This window comes from Kitasatospora sp. NPDC058444 (genome assembly GCF_042721415.1).
Lineage (GTDB): Bacteria > Actinomycetota > Actinomycetes > Streptomycetales > Streptomycetaceae > Kitasatospora.
The window spans coordinates 40,153-65,690 of sequence record NZ_JBHXLL010000026.1 but is presented as its reverse complement, the minus strand read 5'-3'; the positions used below and the strand labels follow the sequence as shown (position 1 = coordinate 65,690).

Genomic DNA, 25,538 nt, shown 5'->3' with positions numbered 1-25,538 from the left:
ATGCAACGTCATTGGGCTACTGGACGACGGCATGTGAGCGTTTCATGGGAGCGTCCGACAACTCGGCGGAGAAGCCCAGTCCTTGGCCGGGTGTTCAGGGTGGAACTCAGGCGCAAGATCCCGGTGGCGTTCGGTTCGGGCGGGATGGGGACGGACATCATCCGGGTGTTCGGCTGCGACGGCCCTGGTTACTGAGGGGGCGTGTCCGGTGCCAGCGCCGGGCCGCCGCCGACCGCTGTGGCGAGTGGGTGTACGAGTTCTTCGAGCGGACCGTGGTGGGCCCGTCTTGCCAGCAGGCCTCCACCGTGTTCCTGACTCCAGCTGGTGTCGTCGGGCTGCGCACTCGCGGAGGGCCGGCCGATTCCGCGTTGTGTCGGACCGACTGGTTCATCGGGCGCTGACGGGGCGCGCAGGTCTGGTTCGGCTGTCGAGCCGGGCCCCTCATCACGTCCGCCCGACTTGACGCTGTGTCGCGCTGGGTGATCGTGGTGTCACGCGGGTAGGACTGTGGCTGTTCTGACCGGGCGTCGCCGAGACATCGCAGGAGCCGCGAGTGGCCGCTTACCACGACAGTGACGGAGCCGAGCAGGTGCCGGCGCAGGATGCTCCGCCGCCGCCCGCCGAACTGGTGGCGCTGGCGCAGGCGTACGGGGTGGACACCGGGTACCCGGGGCCGGGCGGGCAGACGGTGGGGGCGCGGACGCTGGTCGCGGTGCTGGGGGCGATGGGGGTGGCGGCCGGGACGCCGCAGGAGGCGCGGGAGGCGTTGGAGCGTCACCGGGTCGAGCAGCCGGCCCGGTTGCTGCCGCCGTGCGTGGTGGTGCGGCAGGGGAGGCGGACGGCGCTGGACGTGCCGGCGGACGCCCGGCTGCGGGTGGAGCTGGAGGACGGCGGGAGTTGGGAGCTGCCCCGGGGGCACTCGCACTGGGTGCCGGGGGACCTGCCGCTGGGCCGCCACGTGCTCCTGGCGGAGAGCGGCGACCGGACGGCGAGGGCCGCGCTGGTCGTCGCCCCCGAGCGGCTGCCTCAACTGCCGGGCCGCAGCTGGGGGTTCCTCGCCCAGCTGTACTCGGTGCTGTCGGAGCGCTCCTGGGGCATGGGCGACCTCGGGGACCTCGTCGAGCTGGCCCGGTGGGCGGGGGCCGGTCTCGGCGCGGGCTTCGTGCAGATCAACCCGCTGCACCAAGCGCTGCCCGGCGCCCCCTCCGACCCCTCCCCGTACCGCCCGTCCTCGCGCCGCTTCGCCGACCCGGTGCACCTGCGGGTCGAGGACGTCCCCGAGTACGCGTACCTGACGGCGGAGCAACGACGGAGGGCCGAGGAGGTGACCCGCCGCGCGGCCCGGCTGCGCGAGGAGGTGCTCGTCCACGACGCCCTGATCGACCGGGACGCCGTGTGGCGGCTCAAGCGCGAGGCGCTGGAGCTGCTGTACGAGGTGCCGCGCGGCCCCGGGCGCCAGGCCGAGTACGAGGCGTACCGCCGGCGCGAGGGCGAGTGGCTGCGCCGGCACGCGCTGTGGAACGCCCTGGCCGAGGAGCACGGCACCGACCGGCAGCACTGGCCGAAGGGCCTGCGTCACCCGGACGGCCCACAGGTCGAGCAGGCGGAGAAGGAGCTCGCGGAGCGGGTCGAGTTCCACCGCTGGCTCGCCTGGCAGGTCGACCAGCAGCTCGCCCACGCCCAGCGGGCGGCCCGCGGGGCGGGCATGCCGGTCGGCCTGATCCACGACCTGGCCGTCGGCGTCCACCCGGACGGCGCGGACGCCTGGGCGCTGCAGGACGTGCTGGCCGGCGGCATCTCGGTGGGCGCCCCGCCGGACGCCTTCAACGCCCACGGCCAGGACTGGGGCCTGCCGCCCTGGCGCCCGGACGCGCTCGCCGAGGCCGGCTACGCCCCGTTCGCGGAGCTGCTGCGGGCCACCGCCCGGCACGCGGGGGCCCTGCGCCTCGACCACGTGATGGGCCTGTTCCGGCTCTGGTGGATCCCGCGGGGGCACGCCCCGACCGAGGGCGTGTACGTGCGCTACGACGCGGAGGCGATGCTGGGCGTGCTGGCGCTGGAGGCGCACCGGGCCGGTACGGCGGTGATCGGCGAGGACCTCGGCACGGTGGAGCCGGGCGTGCGGGAGCAGCTGGCGGCGCGCGGGGTGCTCGGCACCTCGGTGCTCTGGTTCGAGCGGGACTGGCAGGCGGACGGTTCGATCCTCGGTCCGGACCGCTGGCGGCCGGGCTGCCTGGCCACCCTCACCACCCACGACCTGCCCAGCACCGCGGCCCGGCTCTCCGGGGAGCACGTCGAGCTGCGGCACCGGCTGGGCCTGCTGGCCGGGCCGCTGGGGGAGGAGCAGGAGCAGGCGGCGGCGGAGCTGGCGGACTGGCGGGCCGAGCTGGTCCGGCGCGGGCTGCTCGTCGAGGACGAGCCGCTGACGATGCCCGTGCTGTACCGCTTCCTGCGGGCGACCCCGGCGGAGCTGGTCGGGGTCTGGCTGCCGGACCTGGTCGGCGACCCGCGCCCGCAGAACCTGCCCGGCACCTGGGACCAGTACCCGAACTGGCGCCTGCCGGTCGCCGACGGCGCCGGCGACCCGGTCACCCTGGAGCGCCTCGCCACCGCCCCCGCCGCCGACCTGCTCGCCCAGCTCCTCGCCCTGCCCGACTCCGTCAGGCGGACCCCGACGCGCGCCCGTCCATAAGCAGCGAGTAAGTTGGAAACGTGGACAAGAGGAACGCTTTGCGAGCCGGCGCGGTCTCCGCAACGGTCACGCTGATGATGCTGATGTCGTCGCCCGCCATGGCCTACGCCCGGGACGACGGTGACGACCCCGGTTCCGGCCTGAGCGTCGGCGAGACCCTCGGCCTGTTCGTGTTTCTTCCGCTCGTGGCCTTCGCGGTGATCGCCGGTCTGGCCGGCCTGCCGTACGGCAAGGGCAAGAAGAAGTAGCAGCCGGGTCCGCCCGGACCCGCACGACGTCCATCCGGACGTTCCACGTCCACCAGGACCCGCACGACCCCGAAGGGGCGCCGGACGATCCCGTCCGGCGCCCCTTCGGGCTATCCGCGCACCGTCAGCGGGCCCCCGCCGCACGGTCGGCGGCCTGGGCCTTGAGCGCGCGCTCGATGCCCGCCCGCGCCTCGACGACCTGGCGGCGCAGCGCCGGCGCCGGCTCGGCCGAGGCCAGCCACGCGTCGGTCGCGTCCAGCGTCTCCTGGCTGACCTGCAGGGCCGGGTACAGCCCGACGATGATCTGCTGCGAGATCTCGTGGCTGCGGGTCTCCCAGATGCCCTTGACCGCCGCGAAGTACTTCGCCGCGTACGGTGCGAGCAGCTCGCGCTGGTCGGACTGCTGGAAGCCGGCGATGACGGCCTCCTGCACATAGTTCGTCAGCTTGTCGGACTCCACCACCGACGCCCAGGCCTGTGCCTTGGCCTCGGCGGTCGGCCGGGCGGCGCGGCAGGTGGCCGCGTGCTCCTGGCCGGCCGCGGTGTTGTCCCGCTCCAGCTCGGCGGCGATGGCGGCCTCGTCGGCCCGCCCGGTGGCCGCGAGGCGCGCCAGCAGGGTCCAGCGCAGCTCGGTGTCGACCGCGAGGCCCTTGATCTCGACCGAGCCGTCCAGCAGCCCGGTGAGCAGGCCCAGCTGACCGTCCGTACGGGCGACCGCGGCGAGGGCGCGGGCCCAGGCCAGCTGGTGGTCGCTGCCGGGCTCGACGGCGCGCAGGTGCTCCTCCGCGGCGGCGGCCCAGCGGTCGAGGCCCTCCTCGCGCCACGCCGGGTCGGCGTAGGCGTCCAGGGCGAGCTTGACCTGGCGCTGCACGGACTGCACCACGCCGATGTCGCTCTCGCGCCCGATGCCGGACAGCGCCAGCGACAGGTAGTCGCGGGCGGCCAGCTCGCCGTCGCGGGTCATGTCCCAGGCGGAGGCCCAGCACAGCGCGCGCGGCAGGGAGTCGGTGAAGCCGCCGAGGTGCTCGGTGACGACGGCCAGCGAGTCCTCGTCGAGCCGGATCTTGGCGTACGAGAGGTCGTCGTCGTTCAGCAGCACGACGGCCGGGCGGTGGCGGCCGACCAGCTCGGGCACCTCGGTGCGCGGGCCGTCGACGTCCAGCTCGATCCGGTCGGTGCGCACCAGCGCGTCGCCGTTCAGCTCGTACAGGCCGATCGCGATGCGGTGCGGCCGCAGCACGGCCTCGCCCTTGGCGCCGGCGGGCAGCGCGGGGGCCTCCTGGAGTACGGCGAAGGACTCGATCTCGCCGTCGGTGTTCACCACGATCGACGGGTGCAGCACGTTGATGCCGGCGGTCTCCAGCCAGGCCTTGGACCAGGCCTTGAGGTCGCGTCCGCTGGCCTCCTCCAGGGCGCCGAGCAGGTCGCTGAGCCGGGTGTTGCCCCAGGCGTGGCGCTTGAAGTACGCCTGCACGCCCTGGAAGAAGGCGTCCTGGCCGACGTACGCCACCAGCTGCTTGAGCACCGAGGCGCCCTTGGCGTAGGTGATGCCGTCGAAGTTGACCTGGACGTCCTCCAGGTCGTTGATCTCCGCCATGATCGGGTGGGTGGACGGCAGCTGGTCCTGCCGGTACGCCCAGGTCTTCATCTGGTTGGCGAAGGTGGTCCAGGAGTGCGGCCACTTGGAGCCGGGGGCCTCGGCCTGGCAGACCGCCTCGGCGTAGGTCGCGAAGGACTCGTTCAGCCAGAGGTCGTTCCACCACTCCATGGTGACGAGGTCGCCGAACCACATGTGGGCGAGCTCGTGCAGGATCGTCGCGGCGCGGGCCTCGTAGGCGGCGTCGGTGACCTTGGAGCGGAACACGTACTGGTCGCGCAGGGTGACGGCGCCCGCGTTCTCCATCGCACCGGCGTTGAACTCCGGGACGAAGAGCTGGTCGTACTTGGCGAACGGGTACGGGAAGTCGAACTTCTCCTGGAAGTAGTCGAAGCCCTGCTTGGTGACCTCGAAGACGGCCTCCGGGTCCAGGAACTCGCGCAGCGAGGGCCGGCAGTAGACGCCCAGCGGCACCTTCTGCTCGCCGTTCTCGTAGGTGTCGAAGACCCCGACGTACGGGCCGGCGACGAGCGCGGTGATGTAGGTGGAGATCCGGCCGGTGGGCTCGAAGGTCCAGACCCGGGTGTCCCCGTCGCCGGCCGGCTCCGGGGTCGGCGAGTTGGAGACCACGACCCAGCCCCGGGGCGCGGTCACGGTGAACGCGAACGCGGCCTTCAGGTCGGGCTGCTCGAAGTTGGCGAAGACCCGGCGGGCGTCCGGCACCTCGAACTGGGTGTACAGGTAGGTCTCGCCGTCGACCGGGTCGACGAACCGGTGCAGGCCCTCACCGGTGTTGGTGTACTCGCAGTTCGCGACGACCCGCAGCTCGTTCTCGGCCGCCAGGCCCGGCAGCGGGATGCGGCTGTCGGCGAAGCTCGCCGGGTCGAGCCGCACGCCGTTGAGGACGACCTCCTCGACGCTCGGGGCGACGAGGTCGATGAAGGTCTCCGCGCCGGGGGTGGTGGCGGTGAACCGGACCACGGTGGTGGACCGGAAGGTGCCGCCCTCACGGGCCGAACCGAGGTCGAGCTCGATGTCGTACGCGTCCACGTGGAGGAGGTCGGCCCGGGTGCGGGCCTCCTCACGGGTCAGGTTTGTGCCGGGCACTCGCTGCACTCCTTTGTCAGACTGATGGTCCGAATCCTCGCATGTCCGGCGGGCGGGGCGGCCGGAAAACCGCGGGCGGGGCGGGCCCGGGCGCTCGGCCCGTTCCCGCCCCGCCCGCGTGGCCCGCGACGAGGGGTCATGCCCCGGTCGTCACCCCGGTTGCCACGCCGGTCGTCACGCCGGTCGTCACGCCGGTCGTCACGCCGGTCGTCACGCCGGTCGTCACCCGGGTCGTCACGCCGGTCGTCACCCGGGTCGTCACCCGGGTCGTCACGCCGGTCGTCACTCCGGTCGTCACCCGGGTCGTCACTCCGGCGTCACTTCTTCCACTTGGTCAGCGGACCGTCGCTGGAGCTGTAGCGGCGGAACGCGTAGACCGCGGCGCCGTCGTCCGAGATCAGGTACTCGGTGCTGCTGCTGCCGATGCTCATGCTGCTCGGCATGGCCATGGTGCCGATGTCGGACAGCGAGCCGTCGGTCGGCGAGAGCGTCACCAGCCGGGCCGGCTTGTTGTAGCCCTGGTCGACGACCGCGCGGACCTTGCCGTCCTTGTCGGTCCCGGCCACCAGGCGCAGCTCGTTGCCGGCCGAGCCGGAGCCGGCCGCCCAGAGCCGCTTGCCGGTGTTCAGGTCGTAGGCGTTGATGCCCGGCTTGCTGCCGCTGACCTGGACGTACAGCGTGGTGCCGCTGACCACGTTGCGGGTGACGGCCTCGTCCTGGCCGGAGAGGCGCAGGCTGTCCGAACCGGGCTCCTTGACGGACATCTGGGTGCCCGGCTTGTTGTCCTTGTCGAACGGCAGGACGTAGTCGCCCTGCGGGCCGTTGGACATCAGCAGCACCAGCGGCTTGTCCTGGACGACCGCGTCGACCTCCTCGATGCTGCCGGTGAGGGTGATCGGGGTGCTGGCCGGCTTGCCGGTCTCGGCGTTGACGATGACCAGCTGCGACTTGGGGCCGCTGGTGCCGTAGCAGCGGTCGCTGACCGCGATCTGGACGCCGGCCGCCTTGCCGCGCAGGATGCAGTCCTTGTCGCGCGGCTGGTACTGCCAGGCCGGCTGGCCGGTGGCGATGTTCAGGGCGCCGACCGCGTTGCCGCCGACGGCGACCACGTTCTCGGTGACGCTGAGGGTCGGCGAGGACATCCGGTCGGCCGAGACCTTGACGCTCCAGAGCAGCTTGCCCTGGGCCAGGTCGACGGCGCCGACGGTGGAGCAGTCGCTGTCACCGGTGTTGAAGGAGACGGCGGCGACGCCCTTGGAGTTGGCGCCGTACGAGGCGGTGCACAGCTCCTTGCTGCCGGCCGGGGCGGCGATGGTCCAGGCCTCCTTGCCGTCGGCCAGGTTGTAGGCCTTGATGCCGGAACCGTCCACGCGCACGGCGAGCTTGTCGGTGCCCCAGACGCCGAGCAGCTGGGTCGAGCTGTCCGCGCCGGCCGGCTTGGGGGCGCTCCAGGCGACGCTGAAGGTGCCGCCCTTGGGGCCCGGGCCGGGGGTGGGGCCGTTGCTGGTCCCGCCGTTGTCGGTGCCGCCGTCGGCGGCGATCGGGCCCGGGCCGGGGTCGGGCTTCGGGTCGGGGTCCTTGAGCAGGACGAACAGGGCCACCGCGATCGAGACCGCCAGCACGCCGCCGATGATCCCGCCCCACAGCATCACGGGGTTGCGCTGCTTGGGCGCGACGGGCGCGACGGGCGCGACGGGTGCGGTGGGGTAGCTGTACCCCGGCTGCTGCGGGTAGTTGTAGCCGCCCGCGTTGTAGGCCTGCCCGGCGTTCGGGGCGCCGTACGGGGCGCCGGGGGCCGGGTCGTACGGGCCGACCGGGGCGGCGCCGGGCGGCGGCGGGGCCTGGGTGGGGAACCCGGTCGCGGTCGGCGCGTACGCCGCGTACTCCGGGCTGCCGACGGGCGGCTGCGCGGGCGGTGCCGGCGGCTGGGCGGGCGGCTGGGCCGGCGGTGGGCCCGCGGGCGCGGCCTGGCCCGGGACGGCCGCGCCGTCGAGCTGCGTCATCTGGTCCGCGACGGCGGCCGGATCCACACCGCCGCCCGGCGGGCGCCCGAACGAGACGCCCCGGTTGTCCTGCGGACCGCTGCCGGGCGTTTCGCCTGCCCCCGGCGTAGGGTGATCCCCTGCCATCTGATTCCCCGTCATGTCTGGAAACGTCCCCCCGTCCCCCTGCCGGTGCCGTCCACGGCTCCGATGGGACAGATGAGAATTGGGCACCATGCTAATGGTGCGCCGATTTCGGCCACCGCCAGGACGGCCGATCCCCGTCTCCGCGGGCCGGGCCGTGCAACACTTTCACCCCCCGATCACCGCGCCCCCACGCCCGCGCCCCGGCCGTCCGGTCCGCGCCGGCCGGGCGCCGTCCGCGCTCCCCCGTGCGCCCGCCCGCCTCGGCCGGGACCCGCGCCCGGGCCCCCGGGCCGTACCCTTCAGGAGTTGAAGGGGACGCCCGGCGGAGGGGTCCCCGACCTGGGAGGGTGGATCATGTCGACGGACACACCGGGCTCGCAGTCCTCGCTGCACCGGGCGAACCTGGAACGGGTGCTCCGCGCGGTGCGGATGGCCGGCTCGCTGACCCAGGCCGAGATCGCCCGCGGCACCGGACTGTCCGCGGCCACCGTGTCCAACATCGTGCGGGAGTTGAAGGAGAGCGGCACCGTCGTGGTCGCCGACACCTCCTCCGGCGGCCGCCGCGCGCGCAGCGTCTCGCTCAGCGGGGACGCCGGCATCGTGGTCGGCATCGACTTCGGCCACACCCACCTGCGCGTCGCGGTCGGCAACCTGGCCCACCGGGTGCTGGCCGAGGAGAGCGCCCCGATCGACGTCGACGTCTCCGCCCAGCAGGGCTTCGACCGCGCCGAGGCGATGGTCGAGCGGCTGCTGACGCAGGCCGGGTTCCGCCCCGACAAGGTGATCGGCGTCGGCCTCGGCGTGCCCGGCCCGATCGACGTGGAGACCGGCGCGCTCGGCTCCACCGCGATCCTGCCCGGCTGGACGGGCATCGCCCCGGGCCGGGAGCTGGCCGAGCGGCTCGGCATGCCGGTGCACGTGGACAACGACGCCAACCTGGGCGCGCTCGGCGAGCTGGTCTGGGGCGCCGGCCGGGGGCTGAGCGACCTCGCCTACATCAAGGTCGCCAGCGGCGTCGGCGCCGGGCTGGTGGTGAACGGGCAGATCTACCGCGGGCCGGGCGGCACCGCGGGTGAGATCGGGCACATCACGCTGGACGAGGCCGGGCCGGTCTGCCGCTGCGGCAACCGCGGCTGCCTGGAGACCTTCGTCGGTTCCCGCTACCTGCTCTCGCTGCTCGTCTCCACCCTCGGTCCGGACCTCAGCCTGCCCCGGGTGGTCGAGCTGGCCCAGCAGGGCGACCTCGGGTGCCGCCGGGTGATCGCCGACGCGGGCCGGCAGATCGGCACCGGCGTCGCCACCCTGTGCAACCTGCTCAACCCGCGCCGGGTGATCCTCGGCGGGGACCTCGCCGAGGCCGGTGAGCTGGTGCTCGCCCCGATCCGGGACTCGGTGGCCCGTTACGCGATCCCGAGCGCCGCCCGTCAGCTCTCGGTCGTCCCCGGCACCCTCGGCGGCCGGGCCGAGGTGCTCGGCGCGCTGGCCCTGGTGATGAGCGAGATGGGGGAGTCCGGCGCGCTCGGCCGGGTCTGAGGCCGGCGCGGCGAACCCTGAGTCCGGCGGGGCGAAGCCTGAGTCCGGCGCGGCGAAGCCTGAGTCCGGCGCGGGGCACATAAAGACGCTCGAACGCCCGTCCGTCAACCGGGCGTGACCCTCCTCCCCGGCCCGACCTCCCGGAATGGCGGTAACCGGACGTGGCACCGGGCGCGCCGCTCGGTGTCCGGGAGGCGGACATTAGACTCGACCGGTCGGCACCGGCCGGGATCGTCGGCGTGCCACCGGACCGGGCAGCGACGCCCGTCGGACCGTCCGTGGTCCGCGAACACTGAACGAGGAGGAACGGGTGGCCCTGCTGACCCGCATTCGGGGACCGCGCGATCTCGACCGGCTCACGCCCGGACAGCTGGCCGCACTGGCCCAGGAGATCCGGACCTTCCTGGTGACCGAGGTCTCCAAGACGGGTGGCCACCTCGGGCCCAACCTCGGCGTGGTGGAGCTGACCATCGCGCTGCACCGGGTCTTCGACTCGCCGCGCGACCGCATCCTCTTCGACACCGGCCACCAGAGCTACGTCCACAAGCTGCTCACCGGCCGCCAGGACTTCTCCCGGCTGCGGATGAAGGGCGGGCTGTCCGGCTACCCGTCCCGCGCCGAGTCCGAGCACGACGTGATCGAGAACTCGCACGCCTCCACCGTCCTCTCGTACGCCGACGGCCTGGCCAAGGCCAACCAGCTGCTGGGCAAGAACGACCCGGTCGTCGCGGTGATCGGCGACGGCGCGCTCACCGGCGGCATGGCCTGGGAGGCGCTCAACAACATCGCCGACGCCGAGGACCGCCCGCTCGTCATCGTCGTCAACGACAACGAGCGCTCCTACTCGCCGACCATCGGCGGCCTGGCCAACCACCTCGCCACCCTGCGCACCACCCAGGGCTACGAGCGGTTCCTGTCCTGGGGCAAGGACGCGCTCCAGCGCACCCCGGTGGTCGGCCAGCAGCTGTTCGAGACGCTGCACGGCGCCAAGAAGGGCCTCAAGGACTTCATCGCCCCGCAGGGCATGTTCGAGGACCTCGGCCTCAAGTACATCGGCCCGATCGACGGCCACGACCTGACCGCCCTGGAGTCCGCGCTGACCAAGGCGCGCGGCTTCGGCGGCCCGGTGATCGTGCACTGCCTCACCGAGAAGGGCCGCGGCTACCACGCCGCCGAGAACAACGACGAGGACCGCTTCCACGCGGTCGGCAAGATCCACCCGGAGACCGGCCTGCCGATCGCGAGCGGCGGCGGGCAGAGCTGGACCTCGGTCTTCGCCGAGGAGATGGTGGCGCTCGGCCGCGAGCGCGAGGACATCGTCGGCATCACCGCCGCCATGCTCCACCCGGTGGGCCTGGCCCCGTTCGCCGAGGCCTTCCCGGACCGGATCTTCGACGTCGGCATCGCCGAGCAGCACGCCGTCACCAGCGCCGCCGGCCTGGCCACCAACGGCCTGCACCCGGTGTTCGCGGTCTACGCGACCTTCCTGAACCGGGCCTTCGACCAGGTCCTGATGGACGTGGCCCTGCACAAGCTGGGCGTCACCTTCGTCCTGGACCGGGCCGGCGTCACCGGCGACGACGGCGCCTCGCACAACGGCATGTGGGACATGTCGATGCTGCAGATCATCCCGACCCTGCGGCTGGCCGCCCCGCGCGACGCCGACCAGGTCCGCGCCCAGCTGCGCGAGGCCGTCCAGGTCAAGGACGCCCCGACCGTGGTCCGCTACTCCAAGGGCACGGTCGGCCCGGCCGTCCCCGCGGTCGGCCGGGTCGGCGGCATGGACGTGCTGCGCGCCGCCGAGGAGTCCTCCGGCGCCCACCGCGCCGACGTGCTGATCGTCTCGGTCGGCGCGATGGCCCCCACCAGCCTGGAGGTCGCCGACCTGCTGGCCGCCCAGGGCATCACCGCCACCGTGGTGGACCCGCGCTGGGTCAAGCCGGTGGACCCGGCCCTGCCGGGCCTGGCCGCCGAGCACCGGGTGGTCGTCACCATCGAGGACAACGGCCGGGTGGGCGGCGTCGGCGCGGCCGTGGCGCAGGCGCTGCGGGACGCGGACGTGGACCTGCCGGTGCGCGACTTCGGCATCCCGCAGGAGTTCCTGGACCACGCCAGCCGGGCCGAGATCCTGGCCGAGATCGGCCTGAACGCCCCGGACATCGCCCGAAAGGTGACGGCGCTGGTCTCCAAGCTGGACGCGGCGCCGGTCCAGGCCTGACCGGGGGCCGTCCGGCGGGGCGGTCCCCCGTTCCGCCGACGACCGTTTGTCGTAACTCCGTAACAGTTCGTCACGGAACAAGCTGACAATCGCACTGAGGGGTGGGACCGGCGCCATCGGCGCCGATCCCGCCCGGTAGGTTGTCACTCGTGCCGACCCCCACCCGCCTCCGCCTCACCGGACTGGCCGAGCGCCTGCCCGAGCGCGTCCGCACCCGTCTCCTGACCGGGTACTGGACCAGGCTGGTGCCGGTGCTCGCGCTGGTCGCGCTGCTCACCCACATCCCCTCCTTCGCCCGGCCCGTCTGGAGCCCGGACGAGGGCTTCCTGGCCACCCAGGCCCGGATGCTGGCGGACGGCGGCGTGCTGTACGACACCGTGGTGGACCGCAAGCCACCGCTGCTGCCCTGGCTCTACCAGGCCTGCTTCGCGGTCTTCGGCTCCGCCTCGCTCTGGCCGCTGCGCACCCTGGCGGTGGTGGCCCACCTGGTCACGGCCATCCTGCTGGCCTCGATCGCCCGCGGCCGCTGGGGCAACCGGGCCGGGGCCGGGGCCGGACTGCTCTACCTGCTGGTCTCCATCGGGCTCTCCCCGGAGGACACCCAGGCGGCGACCTTCGAGGTCTTCATGCTGCCCGCCATGGTGGCCGCCTTCCGGTACGCCGAACGGCGCCGCTGGCTGGCCGCGGGCATCGCGGTCGCCCTGTGCTCACTGACCAAGCAGACCGGCGGAGCGGTGCTGCTGCCGGTGCTCTGGATGCTCTTCCAGGACACCCGCCGGCGCGGGGTGCGCTGGCCGCCCGCGCTGTTCAAGATCGGGTTCGGCTTCACCCTGCCGATAGCGCTGGTCGCGGTGATCCTCACCAAGCCCAAGGGCTTCCTCTTCTGGGTGGTCACCGGCAGTGGCGACTACGCCTCCTTCGGCGGCGCCTGGCTCCAGATGCTCGGCCGGGCCCTCGGCAACTCGGCCATCCTGGCCGCGGCCGGCCTGGGCTTCCTGCTCCCGGTCGGGCGCCGGCTCTGGCTCAAGTACCGCCACCGCCCGCTGCCGGTGGCCGGCGAGGAGCACGGCTCGACCACCGACCTGTGGGTCTGGCTGCTCTCCTCGGTCGTCGCGGTCAGCGTGGGCTTCCACTTCTTCGGCCACTACTACCTCCAGCTGATGCCGCCGCTGGTGCTGCTGGGCACCGGGGCGGTCGCCACCTCGGCGATCCGCTGGAAACCCGTCCTGGCGTACACCACGGCCGCCGCCACGGTGTTCTGGGGCCTGGCGATGGCCTGGCCGGGGGAGCGGCTCAACCGCACCACCGAGGTCGCCACCGCCGTCGCCGCCCAGACCACCCCCAAGGACACCGTGCTGGTCTGGGGCATGCACCCCGAGCTGTACTGGCTGGCCGACCGCAAACCCGCCACCCGGTACCTGACCGCCGGCTTCCTCACCAACTACAGCGGCGGCAAGGACGGCAACCAGAACGTCGGCGAGCAGTTCAGCGTCTCCAACGCCTGGCAGACCTTCGACAAGGAACTGGCCAACGGCCTGCCCGAGGTCGTGGTCGACGACTCCGGCATCGCCCCGTACCAGCCGGTCATGGTCCCCCGGATCGAGAACCTGCTGGACACCCACTACGAGATGGTCGGCGTCTTCGCCGACACCGTGGTCTACCGCCTCAAGCACTGAGGCGTCCGTACCGGGCCCCTGCGCGGGAGACGTCCGTACTCGCCTCTGCACGCGAGACGTCCGTTCCCGCCCCTGCGTGAGAGACGTCCGTACACGCAGTCCCGCGCCGAAGGCCCCGTACACACCGAGGAGCCCCGGTGACCTGGTGGTCACCGGGGCTCCTCCGTTACGGGCTGCGCCTACGCCTTACGCGGGCACCGAGGCCACGCCGGGGGCGAGGAAGGCCTTGCCGTTCACCCGCTCCGAGATGCCCTCACGGTCCAGGTACGGGGTGATCCCGCCCAGGTGGAAGGGCCAGCCGGCACCGGTGATCATGCACAGGTCGATGTCCTGCGCCTCGGCGACGACACCCTCCTCCAGCATCAGGCCGATCTCCTGAGCGACGGCCTCCAGGGAGCGGGCGCGGACCTGCTCCTCGGTGAGCACCGAGTCGCCGAAGGACAGCAGCTCCAGCACCTCGGGGTCGAGGACCTGCTGGCCGTCCACCCAGGTGTAGAAGCCGCGCTTGCCGGCCTTGACCACCTTGGCGAGGTTCTCGGAGACGGTGAACCGCTCCGGGAAGGCGCCGTGCAGGGTCTCCGAGACGTGCAGGGCGATGGCCGGGCCGACCAGCTCCAGCAGCACGATCGGGGACATCGGCAGGCCGAGCGGCTCGACGGCCTTCTCGACGTCGGCGATCGGGGTGCCCTCGTCGATGATGTTCTGGATCTCGCCCATGAAGCGGGTCAGGATCCGGTTCACCACGAACGCCGGGCGGTCCTTGCACAGGACCGAGGTCTTCTTCAGCTTCTTCGACACGGCGAAGGCGGTGGCCAGCGCGGCGTCGTCGGTCGCGTCGCCGCGGACGATCTCCAGCAGCGGCAGGATCGCGACCGGGTTGAAGAAGTGGAAGCCGACGACCCGCTCGGGGTGCTTCAGCTTCGAGGCCATCTCGGTGACCGACAGCGAGGAGGTGTTGGTCGCCAGCACGCAGGTCGGCGAGACCACGTTCTCCAGGTCCGCGAAGACGGCCTGCTTGACGCCCATCTCCTCGAACACGGCCTCGATGACGAAGTCCGCGTCGCCGAAGGCGGCGGCCTTGTCCAGCGAGCCGGAGACCAGGCCCTTGAGGCGGTTGGCCTTGTCCTGGCCGATCCGGCCCTTGCCGAGCAGCTTGTCGATCTCGGCGTGGACGTAGCCGACGCCCTTGTCGACGCGCGCCTGGTCGATGTCGGTGAGGACCACCGGCACCTCCAGACGGCGGGCGAACAGCAGCGCCAGCTGCGAGGCCATCAGACCGGCGCCGACGACGCCGACCTTGGTGACCGGGCGGGCCAGCGACTTGTCCGGCGCGCCGACCGGGCGCTTGGCCCGACGCTGCACCAGGTTGAAGGCGTAGATGCCGCTGCGCAGCTCGCCGCTCATGATGAGGTCGGCCAGGGCCGCGTCCTCGGCGTCGAAGCCGGGCTGGAGGCTCGCCTTGTCGGCGAGGTCGAAGTCCTTGGCGGCGGCGATGATGTCCAGCGCCTTGTAGGCGGCCGGAGCGGCGCCGTGCACCTTGGCGTCGGCGACCATGCGGCCCCAGAGGACGGCGTCGTCCCAGGCCTTGCCGCGGTCGATCGCCTCGCGCTCGACGACGACGTCGCCCTTGACGACCTTGGCGGCCCAGAGCAGCGACTGCTCCAGGAAGTCGGCCGGCTCGAAGATCGCGTCGGCGATCCCCAGCTCGAACACGTCCTTGCCCTTGAGCTGCTTGTTCTGGTTCATCGAGTTCTCGACGATGACCTTGACGGCCTTACCGGCACCCACCAGGTTCGGCAGGATGGTGCAGCCGCCCCAGCCGGGGACGAGGCCGAGGAAGACCTCGGGCAGCGAGAAGGCCGGGACGCCCGCCGACACCGTGCGGTAGTCGCAGTGCAGGCCGACCTCGACGCCGCCGCCCATCGCCGCGCCGTTGTAGAAGGCGAAGGTGGGGACGGGCAGCGCGGCGATCCGCTTGAAGACGTCGTGGCCGCCCTTGCCGATGGCCAGCGCGTCCGTGTGCTCCTTGAGCACCTCGACGCCCTTGAGGTCGGCGCCGACCGCGAAGATGAACGGCTTGCCGGTGATCGCGGCACCGATGATGGTGCCCTCGGCGGCCTCGGCCTCGACCTGGTCCAGCGCCTCGTTCAGCTTGAGCAGCGAGCCCGGGCCGAAGGTGGTCGGCTTGGTGTGGTCGAAGCCGTTGTCCAGGGTGATCAGGGCCAGCCGGCCGGCCTGCAGCGGCAGGTCGAGGTGGCGGACGTGCGCCGTCGTGACGACCTCGCCCGGGAAGAGCTCGGCGCCGCGGGTCAGCAGCTCAGTGGTGTCGGCCATGGTCACTTACCACCCTCGAGCTCGGTGTTCTGGGCCGCGCCGCTCCAGTGCGGGTTCTCCCAGATGATGGTCCCGCCCATGCCGAAGCCGATGCACATCGTGGTGAGGCCGTAGCGGACGTCCGGGCGCTGCTCGAAGCGGCGGGCCAGCTGGTTCATCAGGCGCACGCCGGAGGAGGCCAGCGGGTGGCCGAAGGCGATCGCACCGCCGTACGGGTTGACCCGCTCGTCGTCGTCCGCGATGCCGAAGTGGTCCAGGAAGGCCAGGACCTGGACGGCGAAGGCCTCGTTGACCTCGAAGGCCTGGATGTCGTCGATGGTCAGACCGGCCTTGGCCAGCGCCTTCTCGGTGGCCGGCACCGGGCCGACGCCCATGACCTCGGGCTCGACGCCCGCGAAGGCGAAGGAGACCAGGCGCATCCGGACCGGGAGGCCGAGCTCCTCGGCGACGTCCTCGGCGGCCAGCAGCGAGGCGGTGGCACCGTCGTTCAGACCGGCCGAGTTGCCCGCGGTGATGTTGCCGTGCGGGCGGAACGGGGTCTTGAGGCCCGCCAGGTTCTCCATCGTGGTGCCCGGGCGCATCGGCTCGTCCACGGTGGCCAGGCCCCAGCCGGTCTCGCCGACCTCGGGGTTGGTGTTGCGGATCGTGATCGGCACCAGGTCGGGCTGGATGTCGCCGTTGGCGTACGCCTTGGCGGCCTTCTCCTGCGAGCGCACGGCGTAGGCGTCGCAGCGCTCCTTGGTCAGGTGCGGGAACCGGTCGTGCAGGTTCTCCGCGGTCATGCCCATGAACAGGGCGGACTCGTCGACCAGCTTCTCAGAGACGAAGCGCGGGTTCGGGTCGACGCCCTCGCCCATCGGGTGGCGGCCCATGTGCTCGACACCGCCGGCCACGACCACGTCGTACGCGCCGAAGGCGATGCCGCCGGCGGTGGTGGTCACCGCGGTCAGCGCGCCGGCGCACATGCGGTCGATCGCGTAGCCGGGGACGGACTTCGGCAGGCCGGCCAGCAGGGCGGCGGTGCGTCCGATGGTCAGACCCTGGTCGCCGATCTGCGTGGTGGCCGCGACGGCGACCTCGTCGATGCGCTCGACGGGCAGGTTCGGGTTACGGCGCACGAGCTCCCGGATGCACTTGACGACCAGGTCGTCGGCGCGGGTCTCGTGGTAGATGCCCTTCGGGCCGGCCTTGCCGAACGGGGTGCGGACGCCATCGACGAAGACGACGTCCCTCGCGGTACGAGGCACGGGGGCTCTCCTCCCAGGGACCAACATTTCGAGGTGGGCAGGCTGCCGCCGTGGAACACCCGAGCGGCGCCGCTCACGGTCATGCTACCCGCCGGTAACCAACCTGCCCAGGCCCCTCGGAGGGATCTGACCGTGTGTCCCCCGACACGTTCCCCGGCACGTCCGACCAGGAGCTCCGTTCCCGGGCACGACGAAGGGGATGTCGCCCGTACGGACGACATCCCCTTCGTCGTGTTGCCGGATCGGCCCGGCTCGGCTCCGCGCGCGGCGCCGAGATCAGCCCCCGGCCTCGCGATCAGCCCCGGCGCCGCGGTCGGCCCTCGGTCGCGATCAGCCCTGGGCGATGGCCGCCGCGGCGAACGCGGCGGCCATCGCCGGCGCCACCAGGTCCACCTGCCACTGCCGGGCGCCGAGCCCGCGCAGCGCGGCCGCCACGTCCTCGGGGCCCGGGTCGGTCGGCGGCTGCCAGGAGACCCGCCGGACCAGGTCCGGGGTGATCAGGTTCTCGGCCGGCAGGTGGTAGCGCTCGGCCAGCTCGCCGATCGCGCTGCGCGCGCCGGAGAGCCGGGCGGCGGCCACCGGGTCCTTCTCGGCCCAGGCCCGCGGCGGCGGCGGTCCGTCGTGCGGCGCGGTGGCCGACGGCAGCAGGTTCTCGGGGATCTCCCGGCCGCGCTGCACGGCCGCCAGCCACTGCTCCAGCTGGCGCCGGTGCACCCGGGGGCCGAAGCCCTGCACGGCCTGCAACGAGGCGATGTTCAGCGGCATGGCCAGCGCGGCGTTGACGATCGCGGCGTCCGCGAGCACCCGGCCGGGGGAGACGTCGCGCTCCTGCGCCATCCGGTCACGGGCGAGCCACAGCTCGCGCACCACGGCCAGCTGACGGCGGCGGCGGATCTTGTGCAGCTGCGAGGTGCGGCGCCACGGGTCGGTGCGCGGGGCCGGGCGGGGCGCGGCGGCGATCGCGGCGAACTCCTCCATGGCCCAGCCGAGCTTGCCCTGGGCGTCCAGCTCCCGTTCGAGTGCGTCGCGCAGCTCGACCAGCACCTCGACGTCCAGAGCGGCGTAGCGCAGCCACGGCTCGGGCAGCGGACGGGTGGACCAGTCGACCGCGGAGTGCTCCTTGGCCAGGCTCAGCCCGAGCACGTTCTCGGTCATCGGCCCGAGGCCGACCCGGGCGAAGCCGGCGATCCGCCCGGCCAGCTCGGTGTCGAACAGGCGCCGGGGTCTCATGCCGACCTCGGACAGGCAGGGCAGGTCCTGGCTGGCCGCGTGGACCACCCATTCGGCGTCCTCGACGGCCCGGCCGAGCGCGCTGAGGTCCGGGCAGGCGATCGGGTCGATCAGGGCGGAGCCGGAACCCGCGCGGCGCAGCTGGATGAGGTACGCGCGCTGCCCGTAGCGGTAGCCGGAGGCCCGTTCGGCGTCGACGGCCACCGGTCCGGTGCCCGCCGCGAAGGCGGCGACGATGGCGGCCAGCGCCCGGTCGTCCGCCACCACGGGCGGGATCCCGTCCTTCGGTTCGAGGAGCGGGACCGGGGCTGCTTCTTCTGGGATGGCTGCTACGGCGTCGGTCACCCCCCAAGGGTACGACGGTCCTCACGGCCGGGAGTGTTGTCGGACTGGTCAGACTGTTGATCGCCAAGGGGTCGCCAGGGGATCGCGCAGGGACCACTCAGGGACCGCGAGGGGGCCGCACGGGGCGGTGTGGGACCGCCGGCCCGACCGTCCCCGTGCGGGGACCGCGCGCCCCGGGCCCCGGCACAGCGTGACGGCGGCCGAGGAGGAAACGTTCCTCCTCGGCCGCCGCAGCGGTCCGGCGCGCCCGGCTCAGTGGATGATGCCGGTGCGCAGCGCGACCGCGACCATCCCGGCTCGGTCCCCGGTGCCCAGCTTGCGGGCGATCCGGGCGAGGTGGCTCTTGACGGTGAGCGCCGACAGGCCCATCGCCACGCCGATCGCCTTGTTGGACTGCCCCTCGGCGACCAGCCGCAGCACCTCGACCTCGCGGCCGGAAAGCTCGCGGTACGCGGCCTGCTGCGCGCCCGGCGCACCGGGAGCTCCGGGGGCGCCCGGCGCACCCGCCGCGCCCGGCATGCCCGGCATCCCGGGGCGGCGCATCCGGCCGGCCAGCCCGGCGGCGCCGAGCGGCAGGCCCGGGCGGCCCGGCATCGCGACGTTCGTCCGGGTGCCGGTCACCACGTATCCCTTGACGCCGCCGGCCAGTGCGCTGCGGACCGCGCCGATGTCGTCGGCGGCGGACAGTGCCAGGCCGTTGGGCCAGCCCGCGGCGCGGGTCTCGGCGAGGATGGTCAGCCCGGAGCCGTCCGGGAGGTGCACGTCGGCGACGCAGATGTCGCGCGGAGTGGAGACCCTGGGGCGGGCCTCGGCGATGGAGGACACCTCGATCACGTCGCGGACGCCGAGTGCCCACAGGTGGCGGGTGACGGTGTTTCGGACGCGGGGATCGGCGATGACCACCATGGCGGTGGGCTTGGTCGGCCGGTAGGCGACCACGTTCGTGGGGTGCTCAAGAAGGACCGACACCAGGCCTCCTGCGGGGAGTGGCGGACGGAACCCCGATGGGGGCGGTCGGAGTGTTCCGCGTTCGGAAAGGGTCACAGTCTGCTTCGGCAGCAACCGTGCCCGGCTTTAGCAAGTGATCACGATCTAGTGAGTAACAATACGGACAAATCGCGCAAATGATTGATGCGACATGCCCGCTATTCGCACAAAATCGATCAGATTCGGTGTCGATCGGTCGGTATCGACCGGTGAATTGACGTAGAGCGGATCCGAAGTCACACTCCGTCAGCCCTGGGGGTGGCGTCCGGCCTCAGGGGGCCGCCGCGCCCGCACACCACCCGTCAGTGCGACCGGGGGCGTCGCCGGGCCGGCATCGGGACCACTCCACCGAGTGAAGGAACCTCGGCGGGCCCCTGCGGGGCCGGGGCGGCCGGAGGCAGGCCGGCGCTGACGCACAGCAGGTCCGCCCAGGCGGCCAGGTGCCGCTCGAAGCGGCCGTCGGACGGGGTCCAGGAGGCCCGGATCTCGATCTCGGTCGAGGACGGGCGGTCCGCCAGGCCGCCGAAGTACTGGGAGGAGGCCAGGGTCACCGTGCCGGACGGCTCCGCGTACCCTGCGCCGTGCGCCTGCAGGGTGTCCAGCAGCCAGGACCAGCCCACCTCGGAGACCATCGGGTCGCCCGCCATCTCCGGCTCCAGCTCGGCCCGGGTCATGGTGACCACCCGGAACTCCCCGTTCCAGGCCTCCTGTCCGGCAGGGTCGTACAGCAGCACCAGCCGGCCGTCCGCCAGCTCCTCGCCGTCGACCTCCACCGAGGCGGTCACCGCGAACGAGTACGGGGCGAGCCGGCGCGGCGCCGGCGCGGGGGAGAGCTGCACCTCGGGCCGCAGCCGGGCCCCGTCCAGGGCCGCCACGGCCGCCCGGAACTCGCTCGGCGCCCCCTCGCGCCCCGCTCCGCCACCTGCTCCGCCACCCTGCGCGGGGTGCCCTCCGACCGCTGCCATGCCCCGAAGACTAGGTCGAAGAACGGGGTTATCGCCGCAACTTCTCTCCCAGCGGCGTGCCGGAACGGCAAACCCGGACAGATCTTGGAGGAACCGACGAGACCGGCCGGGAAACCGGGCCCGGCACGCGTGCGAAGATTTGACGCGTGAGCGAGACAACGGCAGACACCACGGCGGCCACCCACGACGGCCCGACCACCTCCCGGCGTCGCGGCGCCGCGCACGACTCGGCGTTCCTGCGCGCCTGCCGGCACGAGCCCGTGCCGCACACCCCGGTGTGGTTCATGCGCCAGGCCGGCCGCTCGCTGCCCGAGTACCTGAAGGTCCGCGAGGGCATCCCCATGCTGGAGTCCTGCATGCGGCCCGAGCTGGTCAAGGAGATCACCCTCCAGCCGGTGCGCCGGCACAAGGTGGACGCGGCGATCTTCTTCAGCGACATCGTGGTGCCGCTCAAGGCCGTCGGCATCGACGTCGACATCAAGCCCGGCATCGGCCCCGTCATCGCCGACCCGATCCGCACCTTCGAGGACCTCAAGCGGCTGCGCCCGCTGGAGCCGGACGACGTCCCCTACATCACCGAGGCCGTCGGCCTGCTGGTGGACGAGCTCGGCGAGACCCCGCTGATCGGCTTCGCCGGGGCGCCGTACACCCTGGCCAGCTACCTGATCGAGGGCGGGCCGTCCAAGAACCACGAGAACACCAAGGCCATGATGTACGGGCAGCCCGAGCTGTGGGCCGCCCTGGTGGACCGGCTCGCGGACATCACCTCGGCCTTCCTCAAGGTCCAGATCGAGGCCGGCGCCTCGGCGGTCCAGCTGTTCGACTCCTGGGTCGGCGCGCTCGCGCCGGACGACTACCGCCGCTCGGTGATGCCGTCCAGCACCAAGGTCTTCGACGCCGTCGCCGGGTACGGCGTGCCGCGGATCCACTTCGGCGTCGGCACCGGCGAGCTGCTCGGCCTGATGGGCCAGGCCGGCGCGGACATCGTCGGCGTCGACTGGCGGGTGCCGCTGAACGTCGCCGCCGAGCGGGTCGGCCCGGGCAAGGGCCTGCAGGGCAACCTCGACCCGGCGGTGCTGTTCGCGCCCACCAAGGTCGTGGAGACCAAGGCCCGCGAGGTGCTGCACGCCGCCCAGGCGCTCGGCACCAGCGGCCACATCTTCAACCTCGGCCACGGCGTGCTGCCGTCCATGGACCCGGACGCGCTCAGCCGCCTCGTCGCCTTCGTCCACGAGGCCAGCGCCCGCTGACCTCCCGGTGGCGGGCCTCCGGCACCGGGGGCCCGCTACCCGGCCGTGACCTCGATCCCGGCCCGGCGCAGCAGCGCCGCCGTCACCCCGTCGCCGGGGCGCAGCTCCCCGGTGAACGACCCGTCGTACACCTGCCCGCAGCCGCAGGACGGGCTGCGCGCCATCAGCACCGCCCGCCGCGCCCCCGCCTCCTCGGCGGCGGACAGCGCCGCCCGGGCGCCGGCCAGGAACTCCGCGGTGCAGTCCGCCCCGGTCGCGTCCACCACCCGGGCCCGCCCGTCCAGCACGTCCGCGCCGTCCCCGCCCACGATCTCCGCCGGCGGCCGCGGCGTCGGCAGCCCGCCCGCCCCCTCCGGGCACACCACCACGGCCCGCCCCTCCTCGACCAGCCGCACGGCGCCGTCGGAGGTCTTCGCCCGCCCGTCGTACCGGCAGGGAATCCCGGCCAGACACGCACTCACCATGATCGGTTCCATAGCACACACCCTAAGCGGCGGTCCGTCGCAGCCCTCGACTCGCTATCTTGAGGGCATGAGCGAGCTGCCGGACTGGATGTACGCGCCCAGAGTCGAGGGCTGGTTCGCCGATGACCTCGACCACCTGCCGCAGGCGCCGCGGCACACCGAACTGATCGATGGAGCACTGGTCTTCATGATGTCCCCGCAGCGCTGGTGGCACGGTGAGGTCGTCGACAACCTGAAGACCGCGCTGCGCGCCCAGGTTCCGGAAGGCGTCAGGGTCGGCCGGGAGATGTCGATCAAGCTCGACCAGTGGAACCGTCCCGAGCCGGATGTTCTCGTGGTCAGGGCCGAGTTCGAGGGAAGGCGTACGCAGTTCACCCCGGATGAGGTGCTGCTCGTCATCGAAGTCGTCTCGCCGGAGTCCGCACAGCGCGACCGTACGGTCAAGGTCCGCAAGTACGCCGAGGCCGGCATCCCGCACTACTGGATCGTCGAGGAGGAAGAGGACGGCCGGGCGGCGGTACACGTCTACGAGCTGGACGGGGCGACCTCCGCGTACGCCCCGGCCGGGATCTTCCGCGGCACCCTCGAACGCCCCGTGCCGTTCCCGATCACGATCGATCTGCGGCGTGCAGCGGATTGATGGTCCGGCGTAAAGACCTGCGAGACTGCGGAGCATGTCGGATGCACAGGTCGTCGTCGTCGGTGGTGGGATCGCGGGGCTGGCTGCGGCCGCTTTCCTGAGCGGTGCGGCCGGGGGGGCCGCGCGGGCGAGGGTGACGCTGCTGGAGGCGTCCGGGCGGGTCGGCGGGAAGCTGTGGGGCGGGGAGGTCGGCGGGGTCCGGGTGGACCTCGGGGCCGAGTCGGTGCTGGCCCGGCGGCCGGAGGCGGTGGAGCTGGCGCGGGCGGTCGGGCTCGGCGAGGAGCTGGAGCCGCCGACCACCGCGAAGGCCGCGATCTGGACCCGCGGCGCGCTGCGGCCGCTGCCCGGCGGGCAGGTGATGGGCGTCCCCGGCGACCTGGAGGCGCTGGCCGCCTCCGGCGTGCTGAGCGACGAGGGGCTGGAGCGGGCCCGGAACGAGCGGCCCACCGAGGTCGGCGAGGACATCGCGATCGGCCGCTACGTCGCCGACCGGCTCGGCCGGGAGGTCGTGGACCGGCTGGTCGAGCCGCTGCTCGGCGGCGTCTACGCGGGCCGCGCCGAGGAGATCTCGCTGCGCGCCGCCGTCCCGCAGCTGCTGTCGATCGCGCGCGGCGGCGGCTCGCTGGTCGAGGGGGTGCACGAGCTGGCCTCCCGGCCGAAGGTGGTCGGCACCCCGGTGTTCCAGGGCCTGCGCGGCGGCCTCGGCACCCTGCCCGGCGCGGTCGCCGCGGCCTGCGTCGGGGCGGGCGTGGACCTGCGCACCGACGCCCCGGTGGACGAGCTGCGCCGCACCCCCGACGGCTGGCGGGTGGTGACCGGCGGCGAGGTGCTGCACGCGGACGCCGTGGTGCTGGCCGTCCCGGCCCCGGTCGCGGCCCGGCTGCTGCGCGAGGACGCCCCGGCGGCCGCCACCGAGCTGGACGCCGTCGAGTACGCGGGCATGGCCCTGGTGACCCTGGCCTTCCGCCGCGCCGACCTGCCCGAGCCGCCCGGCGGCAGCGGCTTCCTGGTGCCGCCGGTGGACGGCCGGCGGATCAAGGCCTCGACCTTCTCCTCCAACAAGTGGGGCTGGCTGGCGCGCTCCGCGCCGGACGCGTTCCTGCTGCGCACCTCGCTGGGCCGGTACCGCGAGGAGGAGGCGCTGGGGCTGCCGGACGAGGAGCTGGTGGCGCGCTCGCTGGCGGACCTGGAGGAGGCGATCGGGCTGACCGCCCGGCCGTACGACACCTTCGTCTCCCGCTTCTCGGCCGGTCTGCCGCAGTACCCGGTGGGGCACCTGGACCGGGTGGCCCGGGTGCGGGCGGCGGCCGGGCGGGTGGGCGCGCTGGCGCTGTGCGGCGCCGCGTACGACGGGGTGGGCATTCCGGCGTGCATCGGTTCGGCGGCCGCCGCCGCCGCGGCCGTCGACAGACTGCTGACCCCGGCGACCGGGGAAGGTTCCACGGAGAGGACAATGGGCGCATGACTGAGAGCGTTGAGCGGGAGCCGGAGCAGCGGCCCGAGAAGAAGAAGGCGCGCGACCTGAACCAGGTCATCCGCTACACCATGTGGTCGGTGTTCAAGCTCAAGGGCGCCCTGCCCGAGGACCGCACCGCGCTGGCCGCCGAGGTGGACGAGCTGTTCGCCCAGCTGGCCGCCAAGGACGTGACCGTGCGCGGCACGTACGACGTCTCCGGTCTGCGCGCGGACGCCGACATCCTGGTCTGGTGGCACGCCGCCGACTCGGACGACCTTCAGGAGGCGTACAACCGCTTCCGCCGCACTGGCCTCGGCCGGGCGCTGGAGCCGGTCTGGTCGAACATGGCGCTGCACCGCCCGGCCGAGTTCAACAAGTCGCACATCCCGGCCTTCCTGGCCGACGAGCGCCCGCGCGACTACGTCTGCGTGTACCCGTTCGTCCGCTCCTACGAGTGGTACCTGCTGCCGGACGAGGAGCGGCGCGCGATGCTCGCCGAGCACGGCATGATGGCGCGCGGCTACCCGGACGTGCGGGCCAACACGGTGGCCTCGTTCGCGCTCGGCGACTACGAGTGGCTGCTCGCCTTCGAGGCGGACGAGCTGCACCGGATCGTCGACCTGATGCGCGACCTGCGCCCCTCCCGGGCCCGGCTGCACGTCCGTGAGGAGGTGCCGTTCTTCACCGGTCGGCGCAAGCCGGTCAGTGAGCTGCTGAACGGCCTGGTCTGAGCGGTCCCGCTGTTCTTCGGAGGCCGGTTCCCCCACGGGGAGCCGGCCTCCGGCGTTCCCGGGCGCGGTCGGTCCACGGGCGCGGTCGGTCTACGGGCGGGGCCCGGCGAACTCGCGCAGCACGGAGGTGTAGTGGTCGCCGAGGTCGACCCGGGTGACGTCCCGGAGCCGGAACTTCGTCGGCTCCGGGTACCAGCGCGCCTCCGGGTCGACCTCGTGCAGCCGCAGGGAGGCGGGGCGCAGCGCGGTGACCGTACCGACCCGGCAGGCGTCGGGGTCGAGGCGCTCGGTGTGCAGGGCGATCAGGCCGTACTCGGCGCAGGCGGCGGTGAGCAGGCCGGGCAGGTCGTCCAGCGGCAGGTCGGCGCCGGGCGGGCGGACCGGCCACAGGCCGCGGCGGCGCAGCGCCCGTACGGTCAGGCTCTCGGGGCCGCCCTGGTCGCCGACCTTGTGCAGGTCGGCGGTGCGTACGGCGGTCCAGCCGTCGAGGCGGTGGTCGGTGCAGGCGGCGAGCAGGGTCCAGACCGGGCCGGTGCCGAGGACGAAGCCCTCCAGGCGGTCGGCTCCGGGGACGGAGCGGCGCAGCCGGACCGGGCGGCCCTCGCGGCGGGCGCGTTCCAGCGTCGCGAGGCCCTTCCTGCCGAGGCCCTGCCCGCTGACGCCGGGGTTGCCGGGGGATTCGTCCATGG

Annotated in this window: 19 protein-coding genes; 9 read left to right on the top strand and 10 right to left on the bottom strand. The window is 73.2% G+C overall.

The window, feature by feature from the left end:
* Positions 1-553: 553 nt before the first annotated feature.
* A complete protein-coding gene (malQ, locus tag ACFWP2_RS25295; RefSeq protein ID WP_380455214.1) occupies positions 554-2,692 on the top strand; it encodes a 4-alpha-glucanotransferase in 2,139 nt (712 codons plus the stop codon).
* Positions 2,693-2,712: 20 nt separating this feature from the next.
* On the top strand, positions 2,713-2,940 hold the full coding sequence (locus ACFWP2_RS25290) for a hypothetical protein (protein WP_380455212.1): 228 nt from the start codon (positions 2,713-2,715) through the stop codon (positions 2,938-2,940).
* A 124-nt stretch (positions 2,941-3,064) separates the two neighbouring features.
* Here the strand turns inward: ACFWP2_RS25290 and pepN are convergent, their stop codons facing one another.
* From pepN to ACFWP2_RS25275, 3 genes are all read right to left on the bottom strand, one after another.
* Positions 3,065-5,644 carry an aminopeptidase N gene (pepN, locus tag ACFWP2_RS25285; RefSeq protein WP_380455210.1) on the bottom strand — a complete coding sequence of 860 codons (2,580 nt, stop codon included), beginning with the start codon at positions 5,642-5,644 and terminating at the stop codon, positions 3,065-3,067.
* Positions 5,645-5,780: 136 nt separating this feature from the next.
* The gene (locus tag ACFWP2_RS25280; RefSeq protein WP_380455208.1) at positions 5,781-5,954 is read right to left on the bottom strand and encodes a hypothetical protein; all 174 of its coding nucleotides are present in this window, start codon (positions 5,952-5,954) and stop codon (positions 5,781-5,783) included.
* Positions 5,955-5,961: 7 nt separating this feature from the next.
* A complete protein-coding gene (locus ACFWP2_RS25275; RefSeq protein ID WP_380455206.1) occupies positions 5,962-7,647 on the bottom strand; it encodes a PQQ-binding-like beta-propeller repeat protein in 1,686 nt (561 codons plus the stop codon).
* 480 nt (positions 7,648-8,127) lie between these two features.
* Here ACFWP2_RS25275 and ACFWP2_RS25270 point away from each other — a divergent pair, with 480 nt between their 5' ends.
* From ACFWP2_RS25270 to ACFWP2_RS25260, 3 genes are all read left to right on the top strand, one after another.
* Complete coding sequence (locus ACFWP2_RS25270) at positions 8,128-9,306, top strand: ROK family protein (RefSeq protein WP_380455204.1); 1,179 nt, start codon at positions 8,128-8,130, stop codon at positions 9,304-9,306.
* A gap of 310 nt (positions 9,307-9,616) precedes the next feature.
* Positions 9,617-11,524 (top strand): 1-deoxy-D-xylulose-5-phosphate synthase, encoded by a 1,908-nt coding sequence (gene dxs, locus ACFWP2_RS25265; protein ID WP_380455202.1) that lies wholly within the window; start codon positions 9,617-9,619, stop codon positions 11,522-11,524.
* A gap of 149 nt (positions 11,525-11,673) precedes the next feature.
* Positions 11,674-13,200 (top strand): ArnT family glycosyltransferase, encoded by a 1,527-nt coding sequence (locus ACFWP2_RS25260; protein ID WP_380455200.1) that lies wholly within the window; start codon positions 11,674-11,676, stop codon positions 13,198-13,200.
* Positions 13,201-13,386: 186 nt separating this feature from the next.
* Here ACFWP2_RS25260 and ACFWP2_RS25255 read toward each other — a convergent pair whose 3' ends face one another.
* From ACFWP2_RS25255 to ACFWP2_RS25235, 5 genes are all read right to left on the bottom strand, one after another.
* Positions 13,387-15,534 (bottom strand): 3-hydroxyacyl-CoA dehydrogenase NAD-binding domain-containing protein, encoded by a 2,148-nt coding sequence (locus ACFWP2_RS25255; protein ID WP_380455198.1) that lies wholly within the window; start codon positions 15,532-15,534, stop codon positions 13,387-13,389.
* Between the two features lie 2 nt (positions 15,535-15,536).
* Complete coding sequence (locus ACFWP2_RS25250) at positions 15,537-16,781, bottom strand: thiolase family protein (RefSeq protein WP_380455196.1); 1,245 nt, start codon at positions 16,779-16,781, stop codon at positions 15,537-15,539.
* A gap of 330 nt (positions 16,782-17,111) precedes the next feature.
* Positions 17,112-18,356 carry an HRDC domain-containing protein gene (locus tag ACFWP2_RS25245; protein WP_380455194.1) on the bottom strand — a complete coding sequence of 415 codons (1,245 nt, stop codon included), beginning with the start codon at positions 18,354-18,356 and terminating at the stop codon, positions 17,112-17,114.
* Positions 18,357-18,608: 252 nt separating this feature from the next.
* Positions 18,609-19,325: a response regulator transcription factor gene (locus ACFWP2_RS25240; RefSeq protein ID WP_360341011.1), complete on the bottom strand. Its 717-nt coding sequence runs from the start codon at positions 19,323-19,325 to the stop codon at positions 18,609-18,611.
* A gap of 320 nt (positions 19,326-19,645) precedes the next feature.
* Positions 19,646-20,308, bottom strand: a complete 663-nt coding sequence (locus ACFWP2_RS25235; protein ID WP_380455191.1) for a DUF3000 domain-containing protein — start codon at positions 20,306-20,308, stop codon at positions 19,646-19,648.
* Between the two features lie 236 nt (positions 20,309-20,544).
* Here ACFWP2_RS25235 and hemE point away from each other — a divergent pair, with 236 nt between their 5' ends.
* Complete coding sequence (gene hemE, locus ACFWP2_RS25230) at positions 20,545-21,558, top strand: uroporphyrinogen decarboxylase (RefSeq protein ID WP_380455286.1); 1,014 nt, start codon at positions 20,545-20,547, stop codon at positions 21,556-21,558.
* A 35-nt stretch (positions 21,559-21,593) separates the two neighbouring features.
* Here hemE and ACFWP2_RS25225 read toward each other — a convergent pair whose 3' ends face one another.
* Positions 21,594-22,034, bottom strand: a complete 441-nt coding sequence (locus tag ACFWP2_RS25225; RefSeq protein WP_380455189.1) for a DUF523 domain-containing protein — start codon at positions 22,032-22,034, stop codon at positions 21,594-21,596.
* A gap of 55 nt (positions 22,035-22,089) precedes the next feature.
* Here ACFWP2_RS25225 and ACFWP2_RS25220 point away from each other — a divergent pair, with 55 nt between their 5' ends.
* From ACFWP2_RS25220 to hemQ, 3 genes are read left to right on the top strand one after another with little or no spacing between them, the layout of a single operon-like run.
* Entirely contained in the window at positions 22,090-22,662 is a 573-nt protein-coding gene (locus ACFWP2_RS25220) for a Uma2 family endonuclease (RefSeq protein WP_380455187.1), read from the top strand.
* A gap of 34 nt (positions 22,663-22,696) precedes the next feature.
* On the top strand, positions 22,697-24,127 hold the full coding sequence (hemG, locus tag ACFWP2_RS25215) for a protoporphyrinogen oxidase (RefSeq protein WP_380455185.1): 1,431 nt from the start codon (positions 22,697-22,699) through the stop codon (positions 24,125-24,127).
* Positions 24,124-24,849 (top strand): hydrogen peroxide-dependent heme synthase, encoded by a 726-nt coding sequence (hemQ, locus tag ACFWP2_RS25210; protein ID WP_380455183.1) that lies wholly within the window; start codon positions 24,124-24,126, stop codon positions 24,847-24,849. The genes hemG and hemQ overlap by 4 nt, the downstream gene beginning before the upstream one ends.
* Before the next feature lie 90 nt (positions 24,850-24,939).
* On the opposite strand, the gene ACFWP2_RS25205 is transcribed toward hemQ, so the two are convergent.
* Positions 24,940-25,536 (bottom strand): hypothetical protein, encoded by a 597-nt coding sequence (locus tag ACFWP2_RS25205; protein WP_380455181.1) that lies wholly within the window; start codon positions 25,534-25,536, stop codon positions 24,940-24,942.
* Positions 25,537-25,538: the final 2 nt, after the last annotated feature.

What these genes read in the sequence shown, in the direction of transcription:
- ACFWP2_RS25275 (WP_380455206.1), bottom strand. Translation starts at nt 7,647, where the DNA reads ATGACGCAGCTCGACGGCGCGGCCGTCCCGGGCCAGGCCGCGCCCGCG.
- ACFWP2_RS25270 (WP_380455204.1), top strand. Translation starts at nt 8,128, where the DNA reads ATGTCGACGGACACACCGGGCTCGCAGTCCTCGCTGCACCGGGCGAAC.
- ACFWP2_RS25255 (WP_380455198.1), bottom strand. Translation starts at nt 15,534, where the DNA reads ATGGCCGACACCACTGAGCTGCTGACCCGCGGCGCCGAGCTCTTCCCG.
- ACFWP2_RS25235 (WP_380455191.1), bottom strand. Translation starts at nt 20,308, where the DNA reads ATGGCAGCGGTCGGAGGGCACCCCGCGCAGGGTGGCGGAGCAGGTGGC.
- ACFWP2_RS25225 (WP_380455189.1), bottom strand. Translation starts at nt 22,034, where the DNA reads ATGGAACCGATCATGGTGAGTGCGTGTCTGGCCGGGATTCCCTGCCGG.
- ACFWP2_RS25220 (WP_380455187.1), top strand. Translation starts at nt 22,090, where the DNA reads ATGAGCGAGCTGCCGGACTGGATGTACGCGCCCAGAGTCGAGGGCTGG.
- hemG (WP_380455185.1), top strand. Translation starts at nt 22,697, where the DNA reads ATGTCGGATGCACAGGTCGTCGTCGTCGGTGGTGGGATCGCGGGGCTG.
- hemQ (WP_380455183.1), top strand. Translation starts at nt 24,124, where the DNA reads ATGACTGAGAGCGTTGAGCGGGAGCCGGAGCAGCGGCCCGAGAAGAAG.
- ACFWP2_RS25205 (WP_380455181.1), bottom strand. Translation starts at nt 25,536, where the DNA reads ATGGACGAATCCCCCGGCAACCCCGGCGTCAGCGGGCAGGGCCTCGGC.